Annotated in this window: 20 protein-coding genes; 12 read left to right on the top strand and 8 right to left on the bottom strand. The window is 72.9% G+C overall.

The window, feature by feature from the left end:
- Positions 1 to 61: 61 nt before the first annotated feature.
- Together otsB and ACTWO6_RS26800 are read right to left on the bottom strand one after the other, a co-directional pair.
- Positions 62 to 2,623, bottom strand: a complete 2,562-nt coding sequence (gene otsB / locus ACTWO6_RS26805; protein WP_446220776.1) for a trehalose-phosphatase — start codon at positions 2,621 to 2,623, stop codon at positions 62 to 64.
- A gap of 94 nt (positions 2,624 to 2,717) precedes the next feature.
- Positions 2,718 to 4,118 carry an alpha,alpha-trehalose-phosphate synthase (UDP-forming) gene (locus ACTWO6_RS26800; RefSeq protein WP_130339285.1) on the bottom strand — a complete coding sequence of 467 codons (1,401 nt, stop codon included), beginning with the start codon at positions 4,116 to 4,118 and terminating at the stop codon, positions 2,718 to 2,720.
- A gap of 319 nt (positions 4,119 to 4,437) precedes the next feature.
- On the opposite strand from ACTWO6_RS26800, the gene ettA reads away from it, so the two are divergent.
- From ettA to ACTWO6_RS26780, 4 genes are all read left to right on the top strand, one after another.
- Positions 4,438 to 6,114: an energy-dependent translational throttle protein EttA gene (gene ettA / locus ACTWO6_RS26795; RefSeq protein ID WP_446216527.1), complete on the top strand. Its 1,677-nt coding sequence runs from the start codon at positions 4,438 to 4,440 to the stop codon at positions 6,112 to 6,114.
- Entirely contained in the window at positions 6,107 to 6,553 is a 447-nt protein-coding gene (locus ACTWO6_RS26790; protein ID WP_130339281.1) for an acyl-CoA thioesterase, read from the top strand. Before ettA ends, ACTWO6_RS26790 begins: the two co-directional genes overlap by 8 nt.
- Positions 6,550 to 7,224: a hypothetical protein gene (locus ACTWO6_RS26785; protein WP_446216526.1), complete on the top strand. Its 675-nt coding sequence runs from the start codon at positions 6,550 to 6,552 to the stop codon at positions 7,222 to 7,224. The genes ACTWO6_RS26790 and ACTWO6_RS26785 overlap by 4 nt, the downstream gene beginning before the upstream one ends.
- Before the next feature lie 131 nt (positions 7,225 to 7,355).
- Positions 7,356 to 7,937: a YbjN domain-containing protein gene (locus ACTWO6_RS26780; protein ID WP_446216525.1), complete on the top strand. Its 582-nt coding sequence runs from the start codon at positions 7,356 to 7,358 to the stop codon at positions 7,935 to 7,937.
- A 53-nt stretch (positions 7,938 to 7,990) separates the two neighbouring features.
- Here ACTWO6_RS26780 and ACTWO6_RS26775 read toward each other — a convergent pair whose 3' ends face one another.
- The 3 genes from ACTWO6_RS26775 to ACTWO6_RS26765 form a co-directional block, all read right to left on the bottom strand.
- A complete protein-coding gene (locus ACTWO6_RS26775; protein ID WP_446220775.1) occupies positions 7,991 to 8,380 on the bottom strand; it encodes a globin in 390 nt (129 codons plus the stop codon).
- A gap of 101 nt (positions 8,381 to 8,481) precedes the next feature.
- Complete coding sequence (locus ACTWO6_RS26770; protein WP_446216524.1) at positions 8,482 to 9,870, bottom strand: MFS transporter; 1,389 nt, start codon at positions 9,868 to 9,870, stop codon at positions 8,482 to 8,484.
- 245 nt (positions 9,871 to 10,115) lie between these two features.
- Positions 10,116 to 11,150 (bottom strand): mechanosensitive ion channel family protein, encoded by a 1,035-nt coding sequence (locus ACTWO6_RS26765; protein ID WP_446220774.1) that lies wholly within the window; start codon positions 11,148 to 11,150, stop codon positions 10,116 to 10,118.
- A gap of 317 nt (positions 11,151 to 11,467) precedes the next feature.
- Here ACTWO6_RS26765 and ACTWO6_RS26760 point away from each other — a divergent pair, with 317 nt between their 5' ends.
- Positions 11,468 to 12,004 (top strand): HNH endonuclease, encoded by a 537-nt coding sequence (locus ACTWO6_RS26760; protein WP_446216523.1) that lies wholly within the window; start codon positions 11,468 to 11,470, stop codon positions 12,002 to 12,004.
- A gap of 7 nt (positions 12,005 to 12,011) precedes the next feature.
- Here the strand turns inward: ACTWO6_RS26760 and ACTWO6_RS26755 are convergent, their stop codons facing one another.
- The 3 genes from ACTWO6_RS26755 to ACTWO6_RS26745 all read right to left on the bottom strand — a co-directional run bounded on the left by ACTWO6_RS26755 (position 12,012) and on the right by ACTWO6_RS26745 (position 14,209).
- Positions 12,012 to 12,932: a class F sortase gene (locus ACTWO6_RS26755; protein WP_446216522.1), complete on the bottom strand. Its 921-nt coding sequence runs from the start codon at positions 12,930 to 12,932 to the stop codon at positions 12,012 to 12,014.
- A 207-nt stretch (positions 12,933 to 13,139) separates the two neighbouring features.
- Entirely contained in the window at positions 13,140 to 13,649 is a 510-nt protein-coding gene (locus ACTWO6_RS26750; RefSeq protein ID WP_446216521.1) for a hypothetical protein, read from the bottom strand.
- Between the two features lie 86 nt (positions 13,650 to 13,735).
- A complete protein-coding gene (locus ACTWO6_RS26745) occupies positions 13,736 to 14,209 on the bottom strand; it encodes an Lrp/AsnC family transcriptional regulator (RefSeq protein WP_446216520.1) in 474 nt (157 codons plus the stop codon).
- A gap of 138 nt (positions 14,210 to 14,347) precedes the next feature.
- Here ACTWO6_RS26745 and ACTWO6_RS26740 point away from each other — a divergent pair, with 138 nt between their 5' ends.
- From ACTWO6_RS26740 to dmpG, 7 genes are read left to right on the top strand one after another with little or no spacing between them, the layout of a single operon-like run.
- A complete protein-coding gene (locus ACTWO6_RS26740; protein WP_446216519.1) occupies positions 14,348 to 15,256 on the top strand; it encodes a tryptophan 2,3-dioxygenase in 909 nt (302 codons plus the stop codon).
- 14 nt (positions 15,257 to 15,270) lie between these two features.
- Positions 15,271 to 16,548 carry a kynureninase gene (gene kynU, locus ACTWO6_RS26735; RefSeq protein WP_446216518.1) on the top strand — a complete coding sequence of 426 codons (1,278 nt, stop codon included), beginning with the start codon at positions 15,271 to 15,273 and terminating at the stop codon, positions 16,546 to 16,548.
- Between the two features lie 58 nt (positions 16,549 to 16,606).
- Positions 16,607 to 17,941, top strand: a complete 1,335-nt coding sequence (locus ACTWO6_RS26730) for an FAD-dependent oxidoreductase (RefSeq protein WP_446216517.1) — start codon at positions 16,607 to 16,609, stop codon at positions 17,939 to 17,941.
- A gap of 20 nt (positions 17,942 to 17,961) precedes the next feature.
- Positions 17,962 to 19,443 carry a 2-hydroxymuconic semialdehyde dehydrogenase gene (locus ACTWO6_RS26725; RefSeq protein WP_446220773.1) on the top strand — a complete coding sequence of 494 codons (1,482 nt, stop codon included), beginning with the start codon at positions 17,962 to 17,964 and terminating at the stop codon, positions 19,441 to 19,443.
- Positions 19,440 to 20,240 (top strand): 2-keto-4-pentenoate hydratase, encoded by an 801-nt coding sequence (locus ACTWO6_RS26720; protein WP_446216516.1) that lies wholly within the window; start codon positions 19,440 to 19,442, stop codon positions 20,238 to 20,240. Before ACTWO6_RS26725 ends, ACTWO6_RS26720 begins: the two co-directional genes overlap by 4 nt.
- The gene (locus ACTWO6_RS26715; protein ID WP_446216515.1) at positions 20,237 to 21,229 is read left to right on the top strand and encodes an acetaldehyde dehydrogenase (acetylating); all 993 of its coding nucleotides are present in this window, start codon (positions 20,237 to 20,239) and stop codon (positions 21,227 to 21,229) included. Before ACTWO6_RS26720 ends, ACTWO6_RS26715 begins: the two co-directional genes overlap by 4 nt.
- On the top strand, positions 21,226 to 22,299 hold the full coding sequence (gene dmpG, locus ACTWO6_RS26710) for a 4-hydroxy-2-oxovalerate aldolase (protein WP_446216514.1): 1,074 nt from the start codon (positions 21,226 to 21,228) through the stop codon (positions 22,297 to 22,299). Before ACTWO6_RS26715 ends, dmpG begins: the two co-directional genes overlap by 4 nt.
- Positions 22,300 to 22,340: the final 41 nt, after the last annotated feature.

The following is a 22,340-nucleotide window of genomic DNA, read 5'->3' as shown; positions in this document are numbered from 1 at the left end:
TGGCGGTGTCCCGGTCACCCGGACACCGCCACACCGGCGAAATGGCGAAATGGCGCTGGCGTTACTGCTTGAGCATGTTGTCGAGCAGCAGGGCGCAGCGGATCAGGCCGAGGTGGCTGTACGCCTGCGGGTGGTTGCCCAGGCCGCGCTCGGCGAGCGGGTCGTACTGCTCGGGGAGCAGCCCGGTCGGCCCGGCCGTGTCGACCATCAGGGTGAACAGCTCCTCGGCGTCGGTGCGCCGACCGGTGCGCAGGTACGCCTCGATCAGCCACGCCGTGCAGATGTGGAAGCCGCCCTCCCGGCCGGGCAGGCCGTCGTCCCAGTGGTACCGGTAGACGACTGGCCCGCTGCGCAGGTCCGCCTCGATCTTGAGCACGGTCGACAGGAAGCGCGGGTCGTCGCCGGGGAGCAGCCCGGAGATGCCGATCCACAGCGACGACGCGTCCATTTCGTCGTGCCCGTACGCGACGCTGTACGCCTCGGCCTCGTCGTGCCAGCCGTACTCCAGCACGTTCGCGCCGATTCGGTCGCGCAGCTCCACCCACTCCGGCCGGTCCTCGTGGCCGTGCTGCCGCACCACGTGCAGCGCCCGGTCGACGGTCATCCAGCACATGACCTTGGAGAAGATGTGGTGCCGCGGGGGGAGGCGGGCCTCCCAGATGCCGTGGTCTGGCTCGTGCCAGCGGCGGCGGACCGCCTCGACCATGTTCTCCAGCACCCGCCACTCGTCGTCGCGGACCGAGCCGCGCGCGTCGGCCACTGCGGCGATCAGGTCGGCGATCGGGCCGAAGACGTCGAGCTGGAGCTGGTGGTTGGCGAGGTTGCCGACCCGGACCGGCCGGGACCCGGCGTACCCGGGCAGGGTGTCGATGACCGCCTCGGCGCCCAGCTCGTACCCGTCCACCGTGTAGAGCGGGTGCAGCCGCTCGGGGTGCCCGCCGGTGCGCTCGATGCAGCCGTCGACCCAGCGCAGCAGCGCCTCGGCCTCCTCTACCGAGCCCAGGTCCACCAGCGCGCGGGCGGTCATCGCCGCGTCCCGCAGCCAGCAGTAGCGGTAGTCCCAGTTGCGGACCCCACCCAGCTCCTCGGGCAGCGAGGTGGTCGCCGCCGCCAGGATCGAGCCGGACGCCTCGTGGCAGAGCCCGCGCAGGGTGAGCGCGCTGCGGGTGACCAGGTCCCGGGCGGTGGTGGGCAGCCGCAGCCCGGCCACCCAGTCCTTCCAGGGCTGCTCGGCGGCGGCCTGGCGCTCGTGGATCGGCACCCGGTGGTGCTCCAGGCTATGCGTGCCGAAGCGCAGCTCCAGCACCACCTGGCCACCGGCGGCGGAGAGATCCACCATCGCCTTCGCGCTCTCGTTCACGCCGTCGCTGGTGACCTCCCACTCCACGCCCGGGGCGTAGAGCGCGACGGGCTCGTTGGAGCCGAGCACGAGCAGGCCGTCGTCGATCGGCTGCAGCTGCACCGCCACTTGCCCGAACTCGGGCCGGGGAGCGAAGTCGATCCGGGCCCGGCCGGACCCGGTGAGCACCCGGACCAGCGTCGAGTCGCCGGTGACGATGGCCGGGCCGTCCGGCGTGGTCTCCTTCGCCGGCAGGTCGAGCCAGTCGGTGACCGTCAGCCCGGACCAGCGGGTCTCCACCGTCATGGTGCCGCTGCGGTAGCGCTGCCCGAGCGGAATGCCACCGCGCTCCGGGGCGATGCTGAAGTGCCCGGCCGGGCTGCCGCCGACCAGGTCGGAGAAGATCGCCGCCGAGTCCGGCTTGGGGTGGCAGAGCCAGCTCACCTTGGCGTCGGGGGTGAGCAGCGCGACCGTCCGACCGTTGGCCAGCATCGAGTGCCGCTCGATCGGGACCGCCCGCTCACCGAAGAGCCAGTGCCGCCGGGTCTCCAGCAGCAGGCCCAGCGCCCGGGCCGCCTCGATCGGCTCGGCCACCCGGTAGTCGGCCCGGGTGTCACCCGGGCCGATCTTGATGCCGACGTCCGGTCCGTGCAGGTTGCCGAAGGCGTTCTCGTCGGTGACGTCGTCGCCGATGAAGAGCACGGCGCTCGCCGCGAGCTGGGTGCGGAGCTGGTCGACCGCGGTGCCCTTGTGGGTGGCCACCACCGACAGCTCGATGACCTCCTTGCCCTGGGTGACCGTGACCTCGTCCCAGGTGGCGGGGCCGCTGCGGACGGCCTCGATCGCCGCGGCCGCGATCTGCGGCTCGACCCCGCGGGTGTGCACCGCGACGCTGGCGGGCTTGCGCTCCAGCCGCACGCCGGGGTGCTCGGCGGCGATCTGGCGCAGCGCGTCGCGCAGCCGGGTCCGCACCGCGATCAGCTCGGGCGAGAGCCGCTCGACGAAGCCGATGTCGAACTCCGAGCCGTGGCTGCCGACCAGGTGGACCTCGCTGGGCAGCCGGGACAGCGCGGCGAGGTCGCGCAGCGCGCGGCCGGAGACCACCGCGACGGTGGTCTGCGGCAGCGAGGCCAGCGCGCGGACCGCGGCCACCGACTCGCGCAGCGGTACCGCCTTGGTCGGGTCCTCGACGATCGGGGCGAGGGTGCCGTCGTAGTCGCAGGCGACCAGGAGCTGGGGGACCCGGGCGATCCGGCCGATGGCGGCGCGCAGCTCGGGATCCATCACACCGCCGTGCGGGGTGGCGGGTGCAGGGGCGTTCACGACATCACCTCGGTTCGCGACTGCGGGGCTCGCAGGATCGGCTCACTCCTCGCGCTCACGCAGCCTCCGTATCGGGCACGCCGAGTTCGGTCAGGAAGGATTTGGCCCAGTGCCCCACGTCGTGGGTGCGCAGGTGGCGTTGCATCACCCGGATCCGGCGTCGGGCCTCGGGTTTCTCGACGTGCACGGCGCGCAGCAGCGCGTCCTTGACCGCGTCGGGGTCGTGCGGGTTGCACAGGAACGCCTGGCGCAGCTCGGTGGCGGCGCCGGCGAATTCACTGAGCACGAGCGCGCCGCCCTGGTCGGCGCGCGATGCGACGTACTCCTTGGCCACCAGATTCATTCCGTCTCGCAGCGGGGTCACCATCATCACGTCTGCCGCGACGTACATCGCGGCCAGTTCGGAGCGACTGTACGACTGATGCAGATAATGCACCGCCGGCACACCGACCCGTCCGAATTCGCCATTAATCCGACCAACTTCGCGTTCCACCTTGACGCGAAGTGCCTGGTAGTGCTCCACCCGCTCCCGACTCGGGGTGGCGACCTGCACCATGACCGCGTCCGGGACTGTCAACTTTCCGTCAGCCAGAAGCTCGCGGAAGGCCTTCAGCCGGAGCTCGATGCCCTTGGTGTAGTCGAGCCGGTCGACCCCCAGGATGATCGTCTTCGGGTTGCCCAGCTCCTCGCGGATCTGCTTGGCCCGGGCCTGGATCGCCGGATCCTCGGCCAGCCGCTCCATCTCCCGGGTGTCGATGGAGATCGGGAACGCGCCGGCCTTCACCTGCCGGCCGTCGACCTGGATCATCTGCCCCTCATAGCGCAGGCCGAGCAGGTGCCGGGCCAGCCGGACGAAGTTCTGCGCGGCCAGCCGCTGCTGGAAGCCGACCAGGTCGGCGCCGAGCAGTCCGCGCAGGATCTCGGTCCGGAACGGCATCTGCATGAACAGCTCGATCGGCGGGAACGGGATGTGCAGGAAGAAGCCGATCTTCAGGTCGGGGCGCAGCTCGCGGAGCATCGCCGGGACCAGTTGCAGCTGGTAGTCCTGCACCCAGACCGTCGCGCCCTCGGCCGCGACGTCCGCCGCGGCCTCCGCGAACCGGGCGTTGACCAGCCGGTACGCCTCGCGCCACCGGCGCTTGTAGGCGGGGGTCTCCACCGCGTCGTGGTAGAGCGGCCAGATCGTCGCGTTGGACTGGCCCTCGTAGTAGCGCTCCAGCTCCTCGGCGCTCAGCGGCACCGGGTGCAGCCGGATCCCCTCCAGGTCGAACGGCTCGGGGGCGGCGCCGGTGCCACCGGCCCAGCCGACCCAGGTGCCCTGCTGTTCGGCGAGGACGGGGTGCAGCGCGGTGACCAGCCCACCGGGGCTTCGTCGCCACTGCCGTCCTTCGGGTGTGCTCACCTCGTCGACCGGCAGTCGGTTCGCCACTACGACAAAGGAGCTACGGACGGTCACGATCGGCCACCTCCAGGTGCTGACGGGTCCACCGCGATGAGCGTACTGAGCGTAGCTGCGGCCTCTGGCGCCCCGTGCCGGAGTTCCCTACCCGTCCCACACTCGCCGAACCACCAGCGTGATCTTGTCGACATCGGTTGGCGATGCGGGACACGGCGTACTCCTCGGGCGGGGTGATGTGGGCGAAGCGGGCCGTACCTGTCAGGATTGACAACGGCGTGCGCGCGGCCGGCCCCGGCCGGCGGCGGCGGGCGGAGGTCGCAGCCCGCGCCCGCGCCGCCCATCAGGCGACAGCAACCCGACGGAGGTAGCCCGCACCGTGGCCCAGTTCATCTACGTCCTGGAAAAGGCGCGCAAGGCGCACGGCGACAAGGTCGTGCTCGACAACGTGACGCTGAACTTCCTGCCGGGGGCCAAGATCGGTGTGGTCGGTCCGAACGGCGCCGGTAAGTCCAGCCTCCTCAAGATCATGGCAGGGTGGGACCGGCCGAGCAACGGCGAGGCCCGGCTCATGCCCGGCTACACCGTCGGCATGCTCGCCCAGGAGCCCGCGCTCAACGACGCCAAGACCGTCCTCGGCAACGTCGAGGAGGCGGTCGCCGAGACCAAGGCCAAGCTGGAGCGGTTCAACAAGATCGCCGAGCAGATGGCCACCGACTACTCGGACGAGCTGATGGAGGAGATGGGCAAGCTCCAGGAGGAGCTGGACCACCTCGACGCCTGGGACATCGACTCCAAGCTCGAGCTGGCCATGGACGCGCTGCGCTGCCCGCCGCCGGACGCCGACGTCACCCAGCTCTCCGGTGGTGAGCGCCGCCGGGTCGCGCTCTGCAAGCTGCTGCTGGAGGCGCCCGACCTGCTGCTGCTCGACGAGCCCACCAACCACCTGGACGCGGAGAGCGTCTCCTGGCTGGAGCAGCACCTGGCCAAGTACGCCGGCACGGTGATGGCGATCACCCACGACCGGTACTTCCTCGACAACGTGGCCAACTGGATCCTCGAGCTGGACCGTGGCCGGGCCTACCCGTACGAGGGCAACTACTCCACCTACCTGGAGAAGAAGGCCGCCCGGTTGGCCGTCGAGGGTCGTCGCGACGCCAAGATGAAGAAGCGGCTCACCGAGGAGCTGGAGTGGGTCCGCTCCAACGCCAAGGCCCGCCAGACCAAGTCCAAGGCCCGGCTCGACCGGTACGACGAGATGGCCACCGAGGCGGAGAAGACCCGGAAGCTGGACTTCGAGGAGATCCAGATCCCGCCGGGCCCGCGCCTGGGCAGCACGGTGATCGAGGCGCACAACCTGACCAAGGCGTTTGGTGACCGGGTGCTGATCGACAACCTCAGCTTCACGCTGCCGCGCAACGGCATCGTCGGCATCATCGGCCCGAACGGCGTCGGCAAGACGACCCTGTTCAAGACCATCGTCGGGCTGGAGCAGCCCACCGACGGCGGGGTGAGGGTCGGTGAGACCGTCTCGCTGTCGTACGTCGACCAGAGCCGGGCCGGCCTGGCCGGTGACAAGACGGTCTGGGAGACGGTCTCCGACGGGCTGGACCACCTCATGGTGGGCAAGGTCGAGATGCCGTCCCGGGCGTACATCGCCGCGTTCGGCTTCAAGGGGCCGGACCAGCAGAAGCCGACCAAGGTGCTCTCCGGCGGCGAGCGCAACCGACTCAACCTGGCGCTGACCCTGAAGATCGGCGGCAACGTCATCCTGCTCGACGAGCCGACCAACGACCTGGACGTGGAGACCCTCTCCAGCCTGGAGAACGCGCTGCTGGAGTTCCCCGGCTGCGCCGTGGTCATCTCCCACGACCGGATGTTCCTGGACCGGGTCGCCACGCACATCCTGGCCTGGGAGGGCGACGACCAGAACCCGTCCAAGTGGTTCTGGTTCGAGGGCAACTTCGAGGCGTACGAGAAGAACAAGATCGACCGGCTCGGCGCCGAGGCCGCCCGGCCGCACCGGGTGACCTACCGCAAGCTCACCCGTGACTGACCGCTTCGTCTACCACTGCGCGCTGCGCTGGTCCGACCTGGACGCGTACGGCCACGTCAACAACTCGCGCTTCCTCACCCTGTACGAGGAGGCGCGGGTGGCGTTGATGTTCGCCGGCGGCCGGGCGTGGGGAGTGGGCTCGTTCGCCGACGGGGTGGTCATCCGCCGGCACGAGGTCGACTACCTGCGCCCGGTCGACTACGCGCTCGGCCGGGCCAGCGCGGAGGCGGCGCCGAGCGTCCGGATCGAGCTGTGGATCGAGGAGATCCGGGCCGCCTCGTTCACCGTCGCCTACGAGCTGTACGACGGCGACGTGCTGGCCAGCCGGGCCCGCTCGGTGCTCGTCCCGTTCGACCTGGCCGCGCAGCGGCCGCGGCGGATCAGCCCGGAGGAGCGGGCCTTCCTGCTCCGGTACGCGCCGGGGACGGGCGCCGCGTGAGCGGGGCGGCGGAGACCGGCGGGCACGGGCTGGAGGGCGTGGCCGACGCGGGCGCCTTCCTGGCCCGGCTGGTCCGGCTGGACCCGGCCGCCGTGGTCCGGCTCCGCCCGGTGCCGGGTACGGGCCGTACCGCTCTCTGGGCCCGGCTGCCGTGGGGCGTGCTCGTGGTCCGCACCGTCACCGGGGCCGCCCCCGGTGACGTCACCGTCGCCGCGGCCGAGCTGCTGGCCGAGCTGGAGGCCGCCGGCGGGGCCCTGCCGCTCCGCCGGGACGACCAGTGGCGGTGGCCGCTGCCACCGGCGGCCAGCCGGGCCGTGGAGACGCTGCCCGCCGGGGAGCTGCGCCGGATCGCCACCGCGGCGGCCGGCGCCCTGCGCGAGGCGGCCGCCCACGGCGTGGGTGGCCGCGCGGTCGGGCAGCGGGCACTGCGGGACGCCCTGCTCGACCATGTCGCGGTGGTGGTCACCCCCGACGACGCGCCGGAGACCCCGGTCGAGGTGCCGCAGCGGTTGGTGCAGGGGCTGGTCCGGATGGGTTTCCTCGGCCCCGGCGACGTGCAGGTACGCCTCGCAGGCCCTTGGGTCGGCCTGGTCGGACCGTACGGAGCCGCGTGGTCGCGGAAGGTCGCCGGGCTCACCCTGACGCCGAGAGTCGGTCATCCGAACGGATGACCCCGGATCATTCTTCCGGGCTGGGGCAGCCGTTGGGGGGATGCCTCAACCCGGCTGTCCGGGTACCGTCCATCCTCGGATCCAACGCACCGTAGGCGACTGGATCCGCTGGGGAGTGAGGTGCGCGAGCGATGCCGTGGTGGTCATGGCGCCCAGGTCCCGCCGGCGGCGGCGATCCGGAAACTCGAAGCGGGATCACAGTGGATGACACCGTGCGGGTCGGACCACCGGCCCCCCGGCAGCCGGGGGACGACGCGGCCGCCGACCGGCCGGTGATCGCGGAGATGCCGGCCACCGTCGCCCCGGTCACCCTCCGCCGGGTCTGCGACGCGCTCGACCTGCTCGACGTGCGTTACCTGGCCGACGGCGACGGCAACCTGCTGGCCATGTGGGAGCGGCACGCGGTGCTGGTCACCCTGGAGGGGCCGGAGGACGAGATCCTGGTGATGCGGGCCCGTCCACACGCGACGGTGCCACCCGACTGGGCGGACCGGGCCTACCGGGTGGTCAACGAGTGGAACCACACCCGACGGTTCTGCAAGGCGTACATCGGCGACCCGACCGAGCGCGGCCAGCTGCCGATCTACGCCGAGCTGCAGGTGCCGCTCGGCGCCGGGACGCACGACGCGCTGCTGGTCGAGATGCTCGACTGCGGCGCCGCGGTCGCCACCACCTTCGTGGACTGGCTGCACGACGAGGGCGCCCTGCTCTGACCGCGCCGGCCGGGGCCCGGTGGCCCCGGCCGGCGCCACGCGGTCGCCCGCCGTCAGGCCCCGGCGGCCGGGTCCTCCGCCACGTTGACCATGAAGTACGCGGCCCGCTCCAGGTAGTCCCAGAGCGCGCCCGCGATCTCCGGCGGCAGGTCGAGCCGGTCGACGGCGCGCCGCATGTGGTGCAGCCAGGCGTCCCGCTCCGCCGCGCCGATCCGGAAGGGCGCGTGCCGGATCCGCAGCCGTGGGTGGCCGCGCTGCGCCGAGTAGGTGTTCGGGCCGCCCCAGTACTGCATCAGGAAGAGGGCGAACCGGTCGGCGGCGGGGCCGAGGTCCTCCTCCGGGTACATCGGCCGCAGCAGGGGGTCGGTCGCGACGCCGGCGTAGAACTCGTCCACCAACTTGCGGAAGGTGGGTTCGCCGCCGACCGCCTCGAAGAGCGTCATCGAGCTGTCGGGCCGGTCGGATTCGCCTGCGGAAGTCACCGTTCCATCCTGCCAGGTGAGGCCGCGGGACGGCCGGGCCCATCGCCCGTCGGACGGGTGGCTCAGGTCACCGCGTGACTGTGCCGGCCCCGCTCGCCCGACCGCTCGTCGACCGCCCCGGCCGCCTGGACCGGCGTACGCGGCCGCCGGGAGTGCGGGACCGCCCCGGCGGAGTCGACCCGGCCGGCGGCCTCGACGGCGGCGTCCACCGTCTCCCGGCTCGGCCAGGTCAGCGCCGCCGCGACCATCAGCACCACGCCGGCGGCGCTCCACGTGCCCACCACGGCCGGGATGGGGAACCGCTCGGCGAGCAGCCCGGTGGCCAGCACCGCGACGCCCTGGATGATCTGGATCCCGCTGGCCATGACGCCGAACGCCCGGGCGCGGTAGCCGTCGGGCAGGGCCCGCACGAAGAGGCCGTTGGCCACCGGCAGGAGGCCGGCGACGGCGAAGCCGCAGGCGGCGGCGAGGATCGCCACCACCATCGGCGGCGGGTCGAGCAGCGCCGGGACGAGTGCCAGGGGGGCGAGGACCGCCAGCGGCCGCATCAGCGTGAGCCGGCGGGCGGGGGAGAACGCCCGGCCGACCAGCAACCCGCCGAGGATGAAGCCGACCGGATTGGCGGCCATGATGACGGCCTGCGCGACGCCCGTGTCGAGGTCGCCCCCGGCCCCCTCGGTGGCCCAGGCCGCGGCGAGGCCCTCCGGCACGATGGAGAAGAGCATCGCGCTGAACACCAGCACGGCGATGGCCCGCAGCACCGGCCGGCCGAAGACGATCTGGAAGCCCTGCGCGGTCTCCCGCAGCAGGTGGCTGCGGTGCGCGGCGGTCATCGCGGGCGGCCGGTCCCGGACGCCGAACCGGACCAGCAGGGCCGAGCCGCCGAAGGTGGCCGCGTTGATCAGCAGCGCGGCGGTCGGGTTGACCGTGGCGATCCCCGCGCCGATCAGGTAACCGAGCACCTGGGCGGCCTGGCCGGTGCTGGCGTTGATCGAGAGGCCCACCACCACGCGGTCGCCGGTCAGGATCAGCGGCATGAGCGCGGACCGGGCGGCCTGGCTCGGCGGGTTGGCCAGCGTGGTGCCGAAGAGCAGGGCGAGGATCAGCCACGGCGGGTTGCCGGGAATGGCCACCAGCACCATCAGCGCCATCCGGACCAGGTCACAGGTCACCATGACCTGCCGGTAGCGGTGCCGTTCGGCGAGCGTGGCGAGCAACGGACCGCCGACCAGCCAGGGCAGGTAACTGACCGCGAAGGCGGCGGCGGAGAGGGCCACCGACTCGGTCACCTGGTACACCAGGACGGTCACCGCGGCCTTGGCGATGTAGTCGCCGATCCAGGAGAGTGCGCTGGCCGTGAAGACGGCGCGGTATTCGACCTGGGCGAAAACTTCACGGAAGGTGGCTGGGCCCTCCCGGGCAGGTCGCTCGTCGGACACCGTCGCCTCCATCGTTCCCCAAGGTCGGCCACTCGTGATGACCTGCCCGGGAACCGTCGTCAGATCTACGGATCAGCGAGGACACGAGCACGCCCCCTTGGGAGCGTGTTGCACCGGATTCTGCCCGATCGTCTGACAACTGGCTAGGGTGAACGGATTGATCGTCGCATCTCCGACTGAACGAACGGACGATACCCGAGGGGCCGCGCGGTCCGCGACCCCCGGATCGTCCGTACCGCCGGGGCGGCCCGTCGGCGTCAGGTCGGGCCACCCGTCCCGGTCTCTCGACCGGGTGCCGGGGCCGGCATGCCCGGGTAGAGCCGGCCGGCGGCGATCCGGGCGGTGATGCCGGAGTTCTCCAGCGCCTCGGCGAGTCGGCGGCGCAGCTCCCGGCCGACCGCGAACTGGCCGTCGGCGGTCGTCTTGACCACGGTGCGGATCACCGCGCCGTCCACCGTCATCTGCTCGACGCCGAGCACCTCGGGCTCCTCGACGATCTGCGGTGCCAGCTCCGGGTCCATCGCCATCGAGGCCGCCGCCGTCCGCAGCACCGCGCTCGCCTGCTCCGTGCCGGCGAAGCCGATCGGCAGGTCGACCACCACCAGCGCCCAGCCCTGGCTCTTGTTGCCGACCCGGACGATCTCGCCGTTGCGGATGTACCAGAGCACGCCCCGCCCGTCCCGCACGGTGGTGACCCGCAGGCCGACCGCCTCCACCACCCCGGTCGCCTCGCCCAGGTCGACGGTGTCACCGACGCCGTACTGGTCCTCGATCAGCATGAACAGGCCGGCGATCAGGTCCTTGACCAGGCTCTGCGCGCCGAAGCCGAGCGCCACGCCGGCGATGCCGGCGCTGGCCAGCAGGGGCGCCAGGTCGAAGCTGAACTCCTTCAGCACCATCAGCAGCGCGATGCCGAAGATGAAGGCGGTGACCAGGCTGCGCAGCACGGAGCCGATCGCCTCGGCCCGCTGCCGCCGCCGCTCCGGCACGAACTGCTCCGGTTCGAGCGTGGCGCTGGGGATCCGCTCCCGCAGCGGCCGGAGCATGGGGGGCATCGCGCCCTCGGTGGTGGTCCGCACCAGCCGGTTGATCGTGCGGTGCAGTGCCCAGCGGGCGACGATGGCGAGCAGCAGGATCAGGATGACCCGCAGCGGCTTCAGCACGATCCAGTAGCTGCCCTCGGCGAACCAGGCCGAGCCGGTCAGCTCGTAGACGTTCTTGCACCAGGGGTCCATCCGGCAGTCGGCGGACGGCGTGGGGCTCGGGTCCACGGCGGGCAGGGCGAGGAGCATCAGGCTGGCGGCACTCACCCTGTCTTCGTACCGCAACGCTCCGGTGCGGCCACCGCCGACCCTCCGGACGGTGACCACCGGGCGAGCGGCCGCCGGCGGCGGCGATCAACCCGGGCGGAACCGGTCATCTTGACACGGGCCACGGAAGGTTCAAGGGGGGTACCCCGGATTAGTACGTGCAATCCGGGGTCCGATCAGGGACGATTGGCGCAGCGGACGTCGGTGATCCGGCCGGCGCCGGTGCGGCTCCCCGCTGCCCGCGGGGCGGGCTCCGGTGCGACAGCGGCGGGAGCAGCTGGACCGGGAGGGTGAGCACGATGCCTGACATACGACCCACGGCGGGCTCCGGCGCGTTGGTCCTCAACGCCACCTACGAGCCGCTGTGTGTCGTGTCGGTGCGTCGAGCCGCGATCCTCGTGCTGTCGGCCAAGGCCGTCTGCGTCGCCGACGGCGACGGCGTCCTGCACAGCGCCCGCAACGCGCTCCCGGTGCCCTCGGTGGTCCGGCTGACCCGCTTCGTCCGGGTGCCGTACCGGACCCACGTCGGGCTCTCCCGCCGGGCGATCTTCGCCCGGGACGGCTGGCGCTGTGCCTACTGCCGGGGGCCGGCGGAGACCATCGACCACGTCTTCCCGCGCAGCCGGGGCGGCCGGCACGCCTGGGAGAACGTCGTCGCCGCCTGCGCCCGCTGCAACCACACGAAGGGCGACAAGACCCCGGCCGAGCTGGGCTGGCGGCTGCACAGCCTGCCGGCGGCCCCGAAGGGGACGGCCTGGCGGGTGCTCGGCCACCGGGCGCCCGACCCGCGCTGGGCGAACTGGCTCGACCTGCGCGAGCCGGAGGCGGCGGCCTGACCCGCGGTCACGGGCCGCGCGCCTTGACCAGGGACGCGTAGACCACCACGTTGTCGGCGTACCCGGTCTCGCCACCCACCCAGCGACCACCGCAGGTGATCAGGCGCAGGCTGGGGCGGCTGAAGTCGCCGAAGATCTCGTCCACCGGCAGCTGGTCCTTGTCGTACCGCTGCACCGCGGTGACCTCGAAGACGGCCACCGACCGGTCCTCCCGGGCCACCTCGACCCGGTCGCCGTCGTCCAGGCTCTTCAGGTCGTGGAAGACCGCCGGTCCGGTGGTGGTGTCGACGTGCCCGACGATCACCGCCGGGCCGTACTGTCCGGGCGTCGGCCCCTGGTCGTACCAGCCGGCCTCACCGGATTTGTCCACCTCCGGCACGGCGATGCTGCCGTCGGGGGCGATGCCGACCCGGTGCACCGGGGCCCGCAGGTCGATCCGGCCGATCGCGATGTCCGTCGGCGGGCTCGCCGGCAGCACCGGGAACTTCTTCGGCGGCGGTCGCAGGCCGGCGCTGAGCTGTTCCGGCAGGACGCTGATCCCGGTGATCCGTTCCACGCCGAGCATCGCCACGATCAGCACCATCAGCGCCGCGATCATCAGCACCGGGACGCCCGGCCCCCGCTGCCCGACGGACTGCCACCGGCCCGCCGCGCGGCGGGCCGCCGCAGCGGGCACCGGACGGGCCTGCGGGTCGGCCGTGGTGACGCTGGCCGAGAAGGCGTGCCCGGCGGCCCGGGCGAACCGGCGTGAGGCCCGGGAGAGCAACTGGGCCCCCGCCGCGAGGCGGCTTCCGGCCCGGGCGTGCTCCCGCCTCCGGCCGGCGGACGGCCGCCGCCGCGCCCGACCCGGCGTGGCCTGGTCGTCCCGGAGCCGGATCGCCCGGTCGTTCCGGTCAGGTCCGGCCGCGACGTTGCGGCCTCGCGCCATCCCGGTGATCCGGCCTTGTGCCGTCCCGGCCGTCCGGCCTTGTGCCGTCCCGGCCGTCCGGCCTTGTGCCGTCCCGGCCGTCCGGTCTCGTGCCGTCCCGGCCATCCGGCCTCGTGCGGTTCCGGTGATCCGGCCTCGTGCCGCTATGTCCCGGTCCGGTGTCGCCCGGTCGTCCCGGTCACGTGAGCGGGCCATGGCCGCACCTCGTCAGCCGCGGGAGCCGGCCCTGCGACGGGCGCTGACACCGGCCACCACCGCCACCGCGACCAGCCCACCGATCAGCAGCAGCGAGCCGGCGCCCCGGCCGGTCGCGGTGCCACCGCCGCCGGTCGCCGGGCCCTTGCTCGGCTGGGCCATGTTCAGCACGGTCAGGATGGTCGACGCGGTGTTGCCGTTGGAGCAGCGCAGGTCGACCGGGTAGTCGCCGGGCGCCTTGTTGCCGGGGATGGTGACCGCGCCGGTCAGGAAGCCGTTGTCCGGACGGAGCATCACCCGACCGAAGGCGTCCGAGTTCACCTCGGCCTGGCGGTTGTTGTCGTTGCCGCAGCTGGCCCGGATGCTGACCCGGGTGCCGGCCTGCGCGGGGTTCGGCGTGACCTCGACGAAGGTGTTCTCCCCGGCCCGGGCCGGGGCGCCGGCCATCAGGACGAACGCCCCGACCAGCCCCAGTACGGTCAGTACGGCGGACAGAGCGCGATGTGACACAAGCCCCCGCATGATTCCCCCCTCCCGGTGCGGCGCACCGGAATCCTGCTGACGGGCAGTGGGGGCTGCATTCCCGCTGGCTCCGGGGCAAACCCCGGTCAGCGGCGGCGGCCGGGCGGGGTCGGGCCGGCCGGCGGCGGGAGGGGGGTCAGCGGGTGCCACTCCAGCGGGCTGGAGAGGACCATCGTGCTGGACGGCTGGCCGTACGGGGCGAGGCGGTCGATGACCCCCTCGAACTCGTCGATCGAGCCGGCCGCCACCTTGAGCATGCTGCACGCGTCCCCGGTGATCCGGTGGATCTCCATGATCTCCGGCCAGCCCGCCACCTCGGGGTCGTTCAGGATGCAGCGCGGGCCGTAGCAGGACATCCGGATCAGCGCGACGACGCTGCGGCCGGCCCGGGTCAGGTCGACGTGCGCGTGGTAGCCGGTGATCACGCCGGACTCCTCCAGCCGGCGGACCCGCTCGGCCACCGCCGGCGGCGACAGGTGCACCCGCCGGGACAGCTCGCTGAACGAGAGCCGGGCGTCGGCCTGGAGCTCCCGCAGCAGCGCCCAGTCCATGTCGTCCATGCGTGACCTTTCCTTCGTGAACCCGGACCCGATTCCGGTTTTGATCCGGCAGGTCCGACCACCGTACCGCCGTTGAACAGGCATTCCATTCGCCGATCCACCCGCGGGATCATGACGCTACCCGGCGTACGGAGGGAGATGACAGTGGAGCAGACGGACCTGCGGTCACCGAAGGTGACCGCTGCGGTGCGTCCGGTCACCCCGCAGCAGCGGGCGGCCCGGGCGGCGCGCAACGGCGGCGAACCGACGCTGGAGTTCACCGAGCGGGTGCCCTACGACGCGTACGTGCGGGCGAGCACGCTGCACGGGTTGCAGCAGCCGCTCAGCGAGGACCCGGGCGAGATGTCCTTCCTGATGGTCAGCCAGATCATGGAGCTGTACTTCGGGCTGACCTGCCACGAGCTGCGGCACGCCCAGCGGGAGCTGCGGGCGAACCGGGTCTGGGAGGCGCTGCCGGCGCTGCGCCGCGCCGCCCTGCACCTCGAAGGGCTCAACGCGGCCTGGCAGGGGCTGCGCTGGATGACCCCGGCCGACTTCAACCGGTTCCGCAACCTGCTCGGCGAGGGCTCCGGCTTCCAGTCGGCGATGTACCGGCAGTTGGAGTTCCTGCTCGGCCTCCGCGACCCGGCGCTGATCCGCCCGTTCCGCCGGCAGACCGAGGTGCACGCCGAGCTGACCGCCGCGCTCGCCGCGCCGAGCCTCTGGGACGACGTGGTCGCCCTGCTCGCCCGGCGCGGCTTCGACCTCCCCGCCGAGCTGCTCGACCGGGACGTGGCGGTCGAGCACGAGCCGCACCCGGCCGTCGAGGCGGCCTGGGTGCGGATCTACGCCGACGGCGGCCCGGACAACCACCTGCGGCTGCTCGGCGAGGCGCTGACCGAGGTGGCCGAGCGGTTCGGCGACTGGCGCTGGCACCACATCAAGGCGGTGCAGCGCACCATGGGCGCCAAGGTCGGCAGCGGCGGCTCCGCCGGGCTGGCCTGGTTGCAGCGCAGCATGGCCCGGGTGGTCTTCCCCGAGCTGTGGTCGGCCCGGACCGCGATGTGAGTGGGAAGCGAGAAATGAACGCCCAGGAAAACGAGGGGCACCGCCTCGACGCCGCCGACCCCGGACACCGGCACCTGTTCCACGTGCCGCCGGCCGAGGGCGGGCGCTACCCCGAGGTCGCCTACCTGGCCGGCAACTCGCTCGGCCTCCAGCCCCGGGCCACCCGCACCGAACTCCTGGCCGACCTGGAGGCGTGGAGCCGGCTGGGCGTGGAGGGGCACCTGGAGGCGGAGCGGCCCTGGCTGCCGTACCACGAGCTGCTGACGGCGCCGGCCGCGCGACTGGTCGGCGCCCGGCCCGCGGAGACCGTGGTGATGAACTCCCTCACGGTCAACCTGCACCTGCTGATGGTGAGCTTCTACCGGCCGGCGGGAGAGCGGACCCGGATCGTCATCGAGGACAGCGCCTTCCCCTCGGACAGCTACGCGGTCCGCAGCCAGGCCCGCTTCCACGGCCTCGACCCGGACACCGCCGTGGTCCGGTTGACGCCGCGGCCCGGCGAGGAGAACCTGCGCACGGAGGACGTGACCGCTTTCCTGGCGGCCGAGGGGCACACGGTCGCGCTGGTGCTGCTCGGCGGGGTCAACTACCTGACCGGCGAGCTGATGGACATCCCGGCGATCACCGCCGCCGGCCGGGCGGCCGGTGCGGTGGTCGGCTGGGACCTCGCGCACGCGGTCGGCAACGTCCCGCTGGCGCTGCACGACTGGGACGTCGACTTCGCCGCCTGGTGCTCGTACAAGTACCTCAACTCCGGGCCCGGGGCGCTCGCCGGCGTCTTCGTCCACGAGCGCCACCTCGGCGACCCCGACCTGCCGCGCTTCGAGGGCTGGTGGAGCACCGAGGCCACCACCCGGTTCGAGATGACCCCGGTCTCCCGACCGCCGGCCACGGTCGAGGCGTGGCAGATCTCCAACCCGCCGATCTTCGCGATGGGGCCGGTCCGCACCTCGCTGGAGCTCTTCGACTCCGTCGGCATGCCGGCGCTGCGGGAGCGCAGCCTGCGGCTCACCGCCTACCTGGAGCGGCTGCTCGACGAGGTGACCGCCGACCGGCCGCTGACCGTGGTCACCCCGCGCGACCCGGCCCGCCGGGGCTGCCAGCTCTCCGTACGGATCGGCACGGGCAGCGCGAACGAGCTGACCAAGCGGCTGCGGCACGAGCACGGCGTGATCGCCGACGCCCGGGAGCCGGACATCGTCCGGTTCGCCCCGGTGCCGCTCTACTCGACGTACCACGACTGCTGGCGGGTCGCCGACGCGCTGGCCGCCACTGTGGAGGTGAACCGGTGAGCGCGAGGAGTGAGCCGGGTTTGCGAGCCCCGCAGTCGCGAACGAAAGGGAGGCTCCAGTGACGGGGCACCGTGAGGAGATCGCGGTGGTCGGCGCCGGGCTGGCGGGCTGCCTGCTGGCCTGCTTCCTGGCCCGGCGCGGCTACCCGGTGGCGCTCTACGAGCGGCGGCCGGATCCGCGTATCGGGACGGTCGAGCGGGGCCGCTCGATCAACCTGGCGCTCTCCGAGCGCGGCCTCGACGCGCTGCGCCGGATCGGACTGGCCGAGCAGGTGATGGCGGACGCGCTGCCGATGCGCGGCCGGATGATCCACCCGGTGGAGGGGGAGGCGCAGTTCCAGTCGTACAGCGTCTCCGGCGACCGGGCGATCAACTCGATCAGCCGGGGCGCGCTGAACAACGCCCTGCTCACCGCCGCTGCCGCACTGCCCGGGGTGCGGATCGCCTTCGACCACCGGCTGGTCGGCCTCGACCCGGCCAGTGGCGAGATGATCTTCGAGACCCCGCAGGGCAAGGTCACCACCGCCGCGTCGGTCGTCCTGGGCGCCGACGGCGCCGGCTCCGCGGTGCGCGGGCAGCTCCTCGGGTACGGGGTGCTGACCGAGAGCCTGGACTTCCTCGACTACGGCTACAAGGAACTCACCATCCCGCCGCTCGGCGGCGACTTCGCCCTGGACCCGGGGGCGCTGCACATCTGGCCGCGCGGCACCTCGATGATGATCGCGCTGCCCAACCCGGACCGGTCGTTCACCTGCACGCTCTTCTGGCCCACCCACGGCACCGCGAGCTTCGCCTCGCTGGGCAGCCCGGCCGCGATCGAGCAGCACTTCGCGAAGCACTACCCGGACCTGGTCCCGCTCGCCCCGAACCTGGTCGACGACTACCAGCACAACCCGATCGGGGTGCTCGGCACGGTCCGCTGCACCCCCTGGCAGGTGGACGGGAAGGTCGGCCTGCTCGGCGACGCGGCGCACGCCATCGTGCCGTTCTACGGCCAGGGCGCGAACTGCGCGTTCGAGGACGTGGTGGAGCTGGACCGCTGCCTGGACGAGTGTGGCGACGAGTGGTCGGCGGCGTTGCCGCTGTTCCAGCAGCGCCGGCAGGAGAACGCGGAGGCGATCGCCCGGATGGCGCTGGCCAACTTCGTGGAGATGCGGGACAAGGTCGCCTCGCCGGTCTTCCAGACCCGCAAGCGCGTCGAACACGCACTGGAACGGGCCCTGCCCGGCCGGTACGTTTCGCAGTACGAGCTGGTCTCCTTCTCCACCACCCCGTACGCCCAGGTGCGCCGCCGGGTGCGCCGGCAGTACCAGGTGCTGGGGGCGGTGGCGGCCGGCGCGGTGGCGCTGCTGGCCGGTGGGCTGGCCGCGATCGGCCGAGGGAGGCGCGGATGACACTCTGGGATCCCCGGCTGATGGCCGGGCACGCGCCGGACGGTCCGGGCCTGCTGCGCAACTTCGTCGACGGCGAGTTCGTCGCCGCCGGGCGCCGGTTCACCAAGCGCAGCCCGGTCACCGGCGAGCCGGTCTTCGAGGTGGCCGAGGCGGACGCGTCCACCGTGGACGACGCGGTGGCCGCCGCCCGGGCCGCGCTGCGCGGGCCGTGGGGCCGGATGGGGGAGCGGGAGCGCGCCGAGGTGCTGCGCCGGGTCGCGGACGAGCTGGAACGCCGCTTCGACGACCTGGTCGCCGCCGAGGTCGCCGACACCGGCAAGGCCATCTCGCAGGCCCGGACGCTGGACATCCCGCGCGGCGCGGCGAACTTCCGGTCGTTCGCCGAGATCGTGGCGACCGCGCCGACCGAGTCGTTCACCACGGTCACCCCGACCGGCGGCCGGGCGCTCAACTACGCCGTCCGCAAGCCGGTCGGCGTGGTCGCGATCATCGTGCCCTGGAACCTGCCGCTGCTGCTGCTGACCTGGAAGGTCGCCCCGGCGCTGGCCTGCGGCAACGCCGTCGTGGTCAAGCCCAGCGAGGAGACCCCGGCCTCGGCGACGCTGCTGGCCGAGGTGATGGCCGCCGCCGGCGTACCCGACGGGGTGTTCAACCTGGTGCACGGCTTCGGCCCGGACTCGGCCGGGGAGTTCCTCACCCGGCAGCCGGGCGTCGACGCGATCACCTTCACCGGGGAGTCCGCCACCGGCAGCGCCATCATGCGCGCGGCCGCGGACGGGGTGAAGGCGGTCAGCTTCGAGCTGGGCGGCAAGAACGCCGGGCTGGTCTTCGCCGACGCCGACCTGGACGCGGCGGTTGCCGGCTCGGTCCGGTCCAGCTTCACCAACGGCGGGCAGGTCTGCCTCTGCACCGAGCGGATCTACGTGCAGCGCCCGGTCTTCGAGGAGTTCACCGCCCGGCTGGCCAAGCGGGCGGACGAGCTGGCGTACGGCTGGCCGGCCGGCGAGGCCACGGTGAACATGCCGCTGATCTCGCACACCCACCGGGACAAGGTGCTCGGCCACTACGACCTGGCCCGCGCCGAGGGCGCCGAGGTGCTGGCCGGCGGCGGGGTGCCCGGCTTCGGTGACGCCCGCGACGGCGGCGCGTACGTGCAGCCGACCGTGCTGACCGGGCTGGGCCCGGACGCCCGGACCAACCGGGAGGAGATCTTCGGCCCGGTCGTGCACGTCGCCCCCTTCGACACCGAGGACGAGGCGTACGCCCTGGCGAACGGCACCGAGTACGGCCTGGCCGCGACGGTCTGGACCCGCGACGTGGGCCGGGCGCACCGGGCCGGGTCCCGGCTCGACGCCGGCATCGTCTGGGTGAACACCTGGTTCCTGCGTGACCTGCGCACCCCGTTCGGCGGGGTGAAGGCCTCCGGGATCGGCCGGGAGGGCGGGGTGCACTCGCTCGACTTCTACTCCGAACTCACCAACGTCTGTGTGGACCTGTCATGACCGCTGAAGTGGAAGCCGCCGCCCGGGAACTGACCGAGGCCCGGGAGAGCGGGAAGCCCTGCCCGCCGCTGCGCGGCCGGCTGCTGCCCGAGGGGGACGTCGAGTCGGCGTACCAGGTGCAGCAGCTCCAGGCCCAGGCCCGGTGGGACCGGGGCGAGCGCCGGGTGGGCGCGAAGATCGGGCTGACCTCCCGGGCGGTGCAGGAGAACTTCGGGGTCTACCAGCCGGACTTCGGCGTGCTCACCGACGTCATGGCGGTCGGCGACGGCGTCGAGGTCGCGATCGACCGGCTGCTGCAGCCGCGGGTGGAGGCGGAGATCGCCTTCGTGCTCGGCGCGGACCTGACCGACGAGCGGGTCACCACCGTCGACCTGATCCGGGCCGTCGACCACGTGCTGCCGGCCATCGAGATCGTCGACTCGCGGATCGCCGGCTGGGACATCTCCATCGTGGACACCGTGGCGGACAACGCCTCCAGCGGGCTCTTCGTGCTCGGCACCACGCCCCGCCGGCTCGCCGACGTCGACCTGCGGCTGTGCGGGATGGTGCTGGAACACGCCGGGGAGCCGGTCTCGGTCGGCGCCGGGGCGGCCTGCCTCGGCAACCCGCTGCACGCGCTGGAGTGGCTGGCCGGCACCATGGCCCGCGCCGGCGACCCGCTGCGCGCCGGGGACGTGGTGCTCTCCGGGGCGCTCGGCCCGATGGTGCCGGTGGCGCCCGGCGCGGCGTACGAGGCGCGGATCTCCGGGCTCGGCTCGGTGCGGACCTGTTTCTCTTCGTCCGAGGAGGCGGCGTGACTGTCGGGGTGGCGGTGATCGGCTCCGGCAACATCGGGACCGATCTGATGATCAAGGTGCTCCGGCTGAGCGGTGATCCTGATGGGTCGCGACTGCGGGACTCCGCTTCGCTGCGTTCCTCGCGCTCCCCCGGGAGCCTGCGCATGGTGGCGATGGCCGGCATCGACCCGGACTCCGACGGCCTGGCCCGGGCCCGGCGGCTCGGCGTGGCCACCACCGCCGGGGGCGTCGACGGACTGGTGGCGCTGCCCGAGTTCGCCGACGTGGAGCTGGTCTTCGACGCCACCTCGGCCGGCGCGCACCGGCACAACGACGCGGTGCTGCGGGCGCACGGCCGGACCGTGGTCGACCTGACCCCGGCCGCCATCGGCCCGTACGTGGTGCCGCCGGTCAACCTCGACGAGCACCTGCACGAGACGAACGTCAACATGGTGACCTGCGGCGGCCAGGCGACCGTGCCGATCGTCGCCGCCGTCGGCCGGGTCACCCCCGTCGCGTACGGGGAGATCGTCGCCTCGATCGCCTCGAAGTCGGCCGGCCCGGGCACCCGGGCCAACATCGACGAGTTCACCGAGACCACCGCCCGGGCGATCGAGGTGGTCGGCGGCGCGGAGCGCGGCAAGGCGATCATCGTGCTGAACCCGGCCGACCCGCCGCTGCTGATGCGGGACACCGTCTACTGCCTCTGCCCGGACGCCGACGCCGACCGGGCCGCGATCGCCGCCTCCGTCGCCGACATGGTGGCGACCGTGCAGGAGTACGTCCCCGGCTACCGGCTCAAGCAGGACGTGCAGTTCGACCGGGTCGACACGTACGTGCCGTCGCTGGGGCGGCACCTCACCGGGCTCCAGGTCTCGGTCTTCCTGGAGGTCTCCGGCGCCGGACACTACCTGCCCGCGTACGCCGGGAACCTGGACATCATGACCTCGGCCGCGCTGCGCACCGCGGAGCGACTGGTGGCCCGGCGGGCGAAGGGAGTCCCGGCATGACCGACCTGTACATCCAGGACGTGACGCTGCGGGACGGCATGCACGCCATCGCCCACCGCTACACCGTCGACCAGGTCCGCACCATCGCCGCCGCGCTGGACGCGGCCGGGGTGGCCGCGATCGAGGTGGCGCACGGCGACGGCCTCGCCGGCTCCAGCGTCAACTACGGCCACGGCGCGGCCAGCGACGCCGACTGGATCTCCGCCGCCGCCGAGGTGATGACCAGCGCGAAGCTCACCACCCTGCTGCTGCCCGGCATCGGCACCATCGCCGACCTGAAGGCGGCGAAGGCGCTCGGGGTGACCAGCGTCCGGATCGCCACCCACTGCACCGAGGCGGACATCTCCGCCCAGCACATCTCCTGGGCCCGGGAGAACGGCATGGACGTCTCCGGGTTCCTGATGATGTCGCACATGAACGACCCGGCCGGGCTGGCCGCCCAGGCCAAGCTGATGGAGTCGTACGGGGCGCACTGCGTGTACGTCACCGACTCCGGCGGCCGGCTGCTGATGTCCGACGTGGCCGAGCGGATCGACGCGTACCGGCAGGTCCTCGAGCCGGAGACGCAGATCGGCATCCACGCCCACCACAACCTGTCGCTCGGCGTCGCCAACAGCGTGGTCGCGGTTGAGCACGGCCGCATCCTCGGCGCCGGCCCGGCCGACGCGGACGGCCCGCACGGCCGGACGGTCCGGGTGGACGCGTCGCTGGCCGGGCAGGGCGCCGGCGCGGGCAACGCGCCGCTGGAGGTCTTCGTCGCGGTCGCGGAGCTGCACGGCTGGAAGCACGGCTGCGACGTCTTCGCGCTGATGGACGCGGCCGACGACGTCGTCCGTCCGCTGCAGGACCGGCCCGTCCAGGTCGACCGGGAGACGCTCTCCCTCGGGTACGCAGGCGTCTATTCCAGCTTCCTCCGGCATGCCGAACGCGCCTCCGCGAAGTACGGGGTGGACGTCCGCTCGATCCTGGTCGAGCTGGGCCGGCGCCGGATGGTCGGCGGCCAGGAGGACATGATCGTGGACGTGGCGCTCGACCTCGCCGGTCGGCGCGGGCAGGAGGAGGTTTCGTGAGCGCGAGGAGTGAGCCGGGTTTGCGAGCCCCGCAGTCGCGA

The sequence above is a fragment of the Micromonospora sp. IBHARD004 genome (assembly GCF_052814115.1).
This window is presented reverse-complemented; position numbering and strand designations above follow the sequence as displayed.

Excerpts from the sequence above, each read along its gene's own strand:
- otsB (WP_446220776.1), bottom strand. The coding sequence starts at position 2,623 with ATGGATCCCGAGCTGCGCGCCGCCATCGGCCGGATCGCCCGGGTCCCC.
- ACTWO6_RS26780 (WP_446216525.1), top strand. The coding sequence starts at position 7,356 with ATGCCGTGGTGGTCATGGCGCCCAGGTCCCGCCGGCGGCGGCGATCCG.
- ACTWO6_RS26775 (WP_446220775.1), bottom strand. The coding sequence starts at position 8,380 with ATGACGCTCTTCGAGGCGGTCGGCGGCGAACCCACCTTCCGCAAGTTG.
- ACTWO6_RS26770 (WP_446216524.1), bottom strand. The coding sequence starts at position 9,870 with ATGGAGGCGACGGTGTCCGACGAGCGACCTGCCCGGGAGGGCCCAGCC.
- ACTWO6_RS26765 (WP_446220774.1), bottom strand. The coding sequence starts at position 11,150 with ATGCTCCTCGCCCTGCCCGCCGTGGACCCGAGCCCCACGCCGTCCGCC.
- ACTWO6_RS26760 (WP_446216523.1), top strand. The coding sequence starts at position 11,468 with ATGCCTGACATACGACCCACGGCGGGCTCCGGCGCGTTGGTCCTCAAC.
- ACTWO6_RS26755 (WP_446216522.1), bottom strand. The coding sequence starts at position 12,932 with ATGGCGCGAGGCCGCAACGTCGCGGCCGGACCTGACCGGAACGACCGG.
- ACTWO6_RS26750 (WP_446216521.1), bottom strand. The coding sequence starts at position 13,649 with ATGCGGGGGCTTGTGTCACATCGCGCTCTGTCCGCCGTACTGACCGTA.
- ACTWO6_RS26745 (WP_446216520.1), bottom strand. The coding sequence starts at position 14,209 with ATGGACGACATGGACTGGGCGCTGCTGCGGGAGCTCCAGGCCGACGCC.
- ACTWO6_RS26740 (WP_446216519.1), top strand. The coding sequence starts at position 14,348 with ATGACAGTGGAGCAGACGGACCTGCGGTCACCGAAGGTGACCGCTGCG.
- kynU (WP_446216518.1), top strand. The coding sequence starts at position 15,271 with ATGAACGCCCAGGAAAACGAGGGGCACCGCCTCGACGCCGCCGACCCC.
- ACTWO6_RS26725 (WP_446220773.1), top strand. The coding sequence starts at position 17,962 with ATGGCCGGGCACGCGCCGGACGGTCCGGGCCTGCTGCGCAACTTCGTC.
- ACTWO6_RS26720 (WP_446216516.1), top strand. The coding sequence starts at position 19,440 with ATGACCGCTGAAGTGGAAGCCGCCGCCCGGGAACTGACCGAGGCCCGG.
- dmpG (WP_446216514.1), top strand. The coding sequence starts at position 21,226 with ATGACCGACCTGTACATCCAGGACGTGACGCTGCGGGACGGCATGCAC.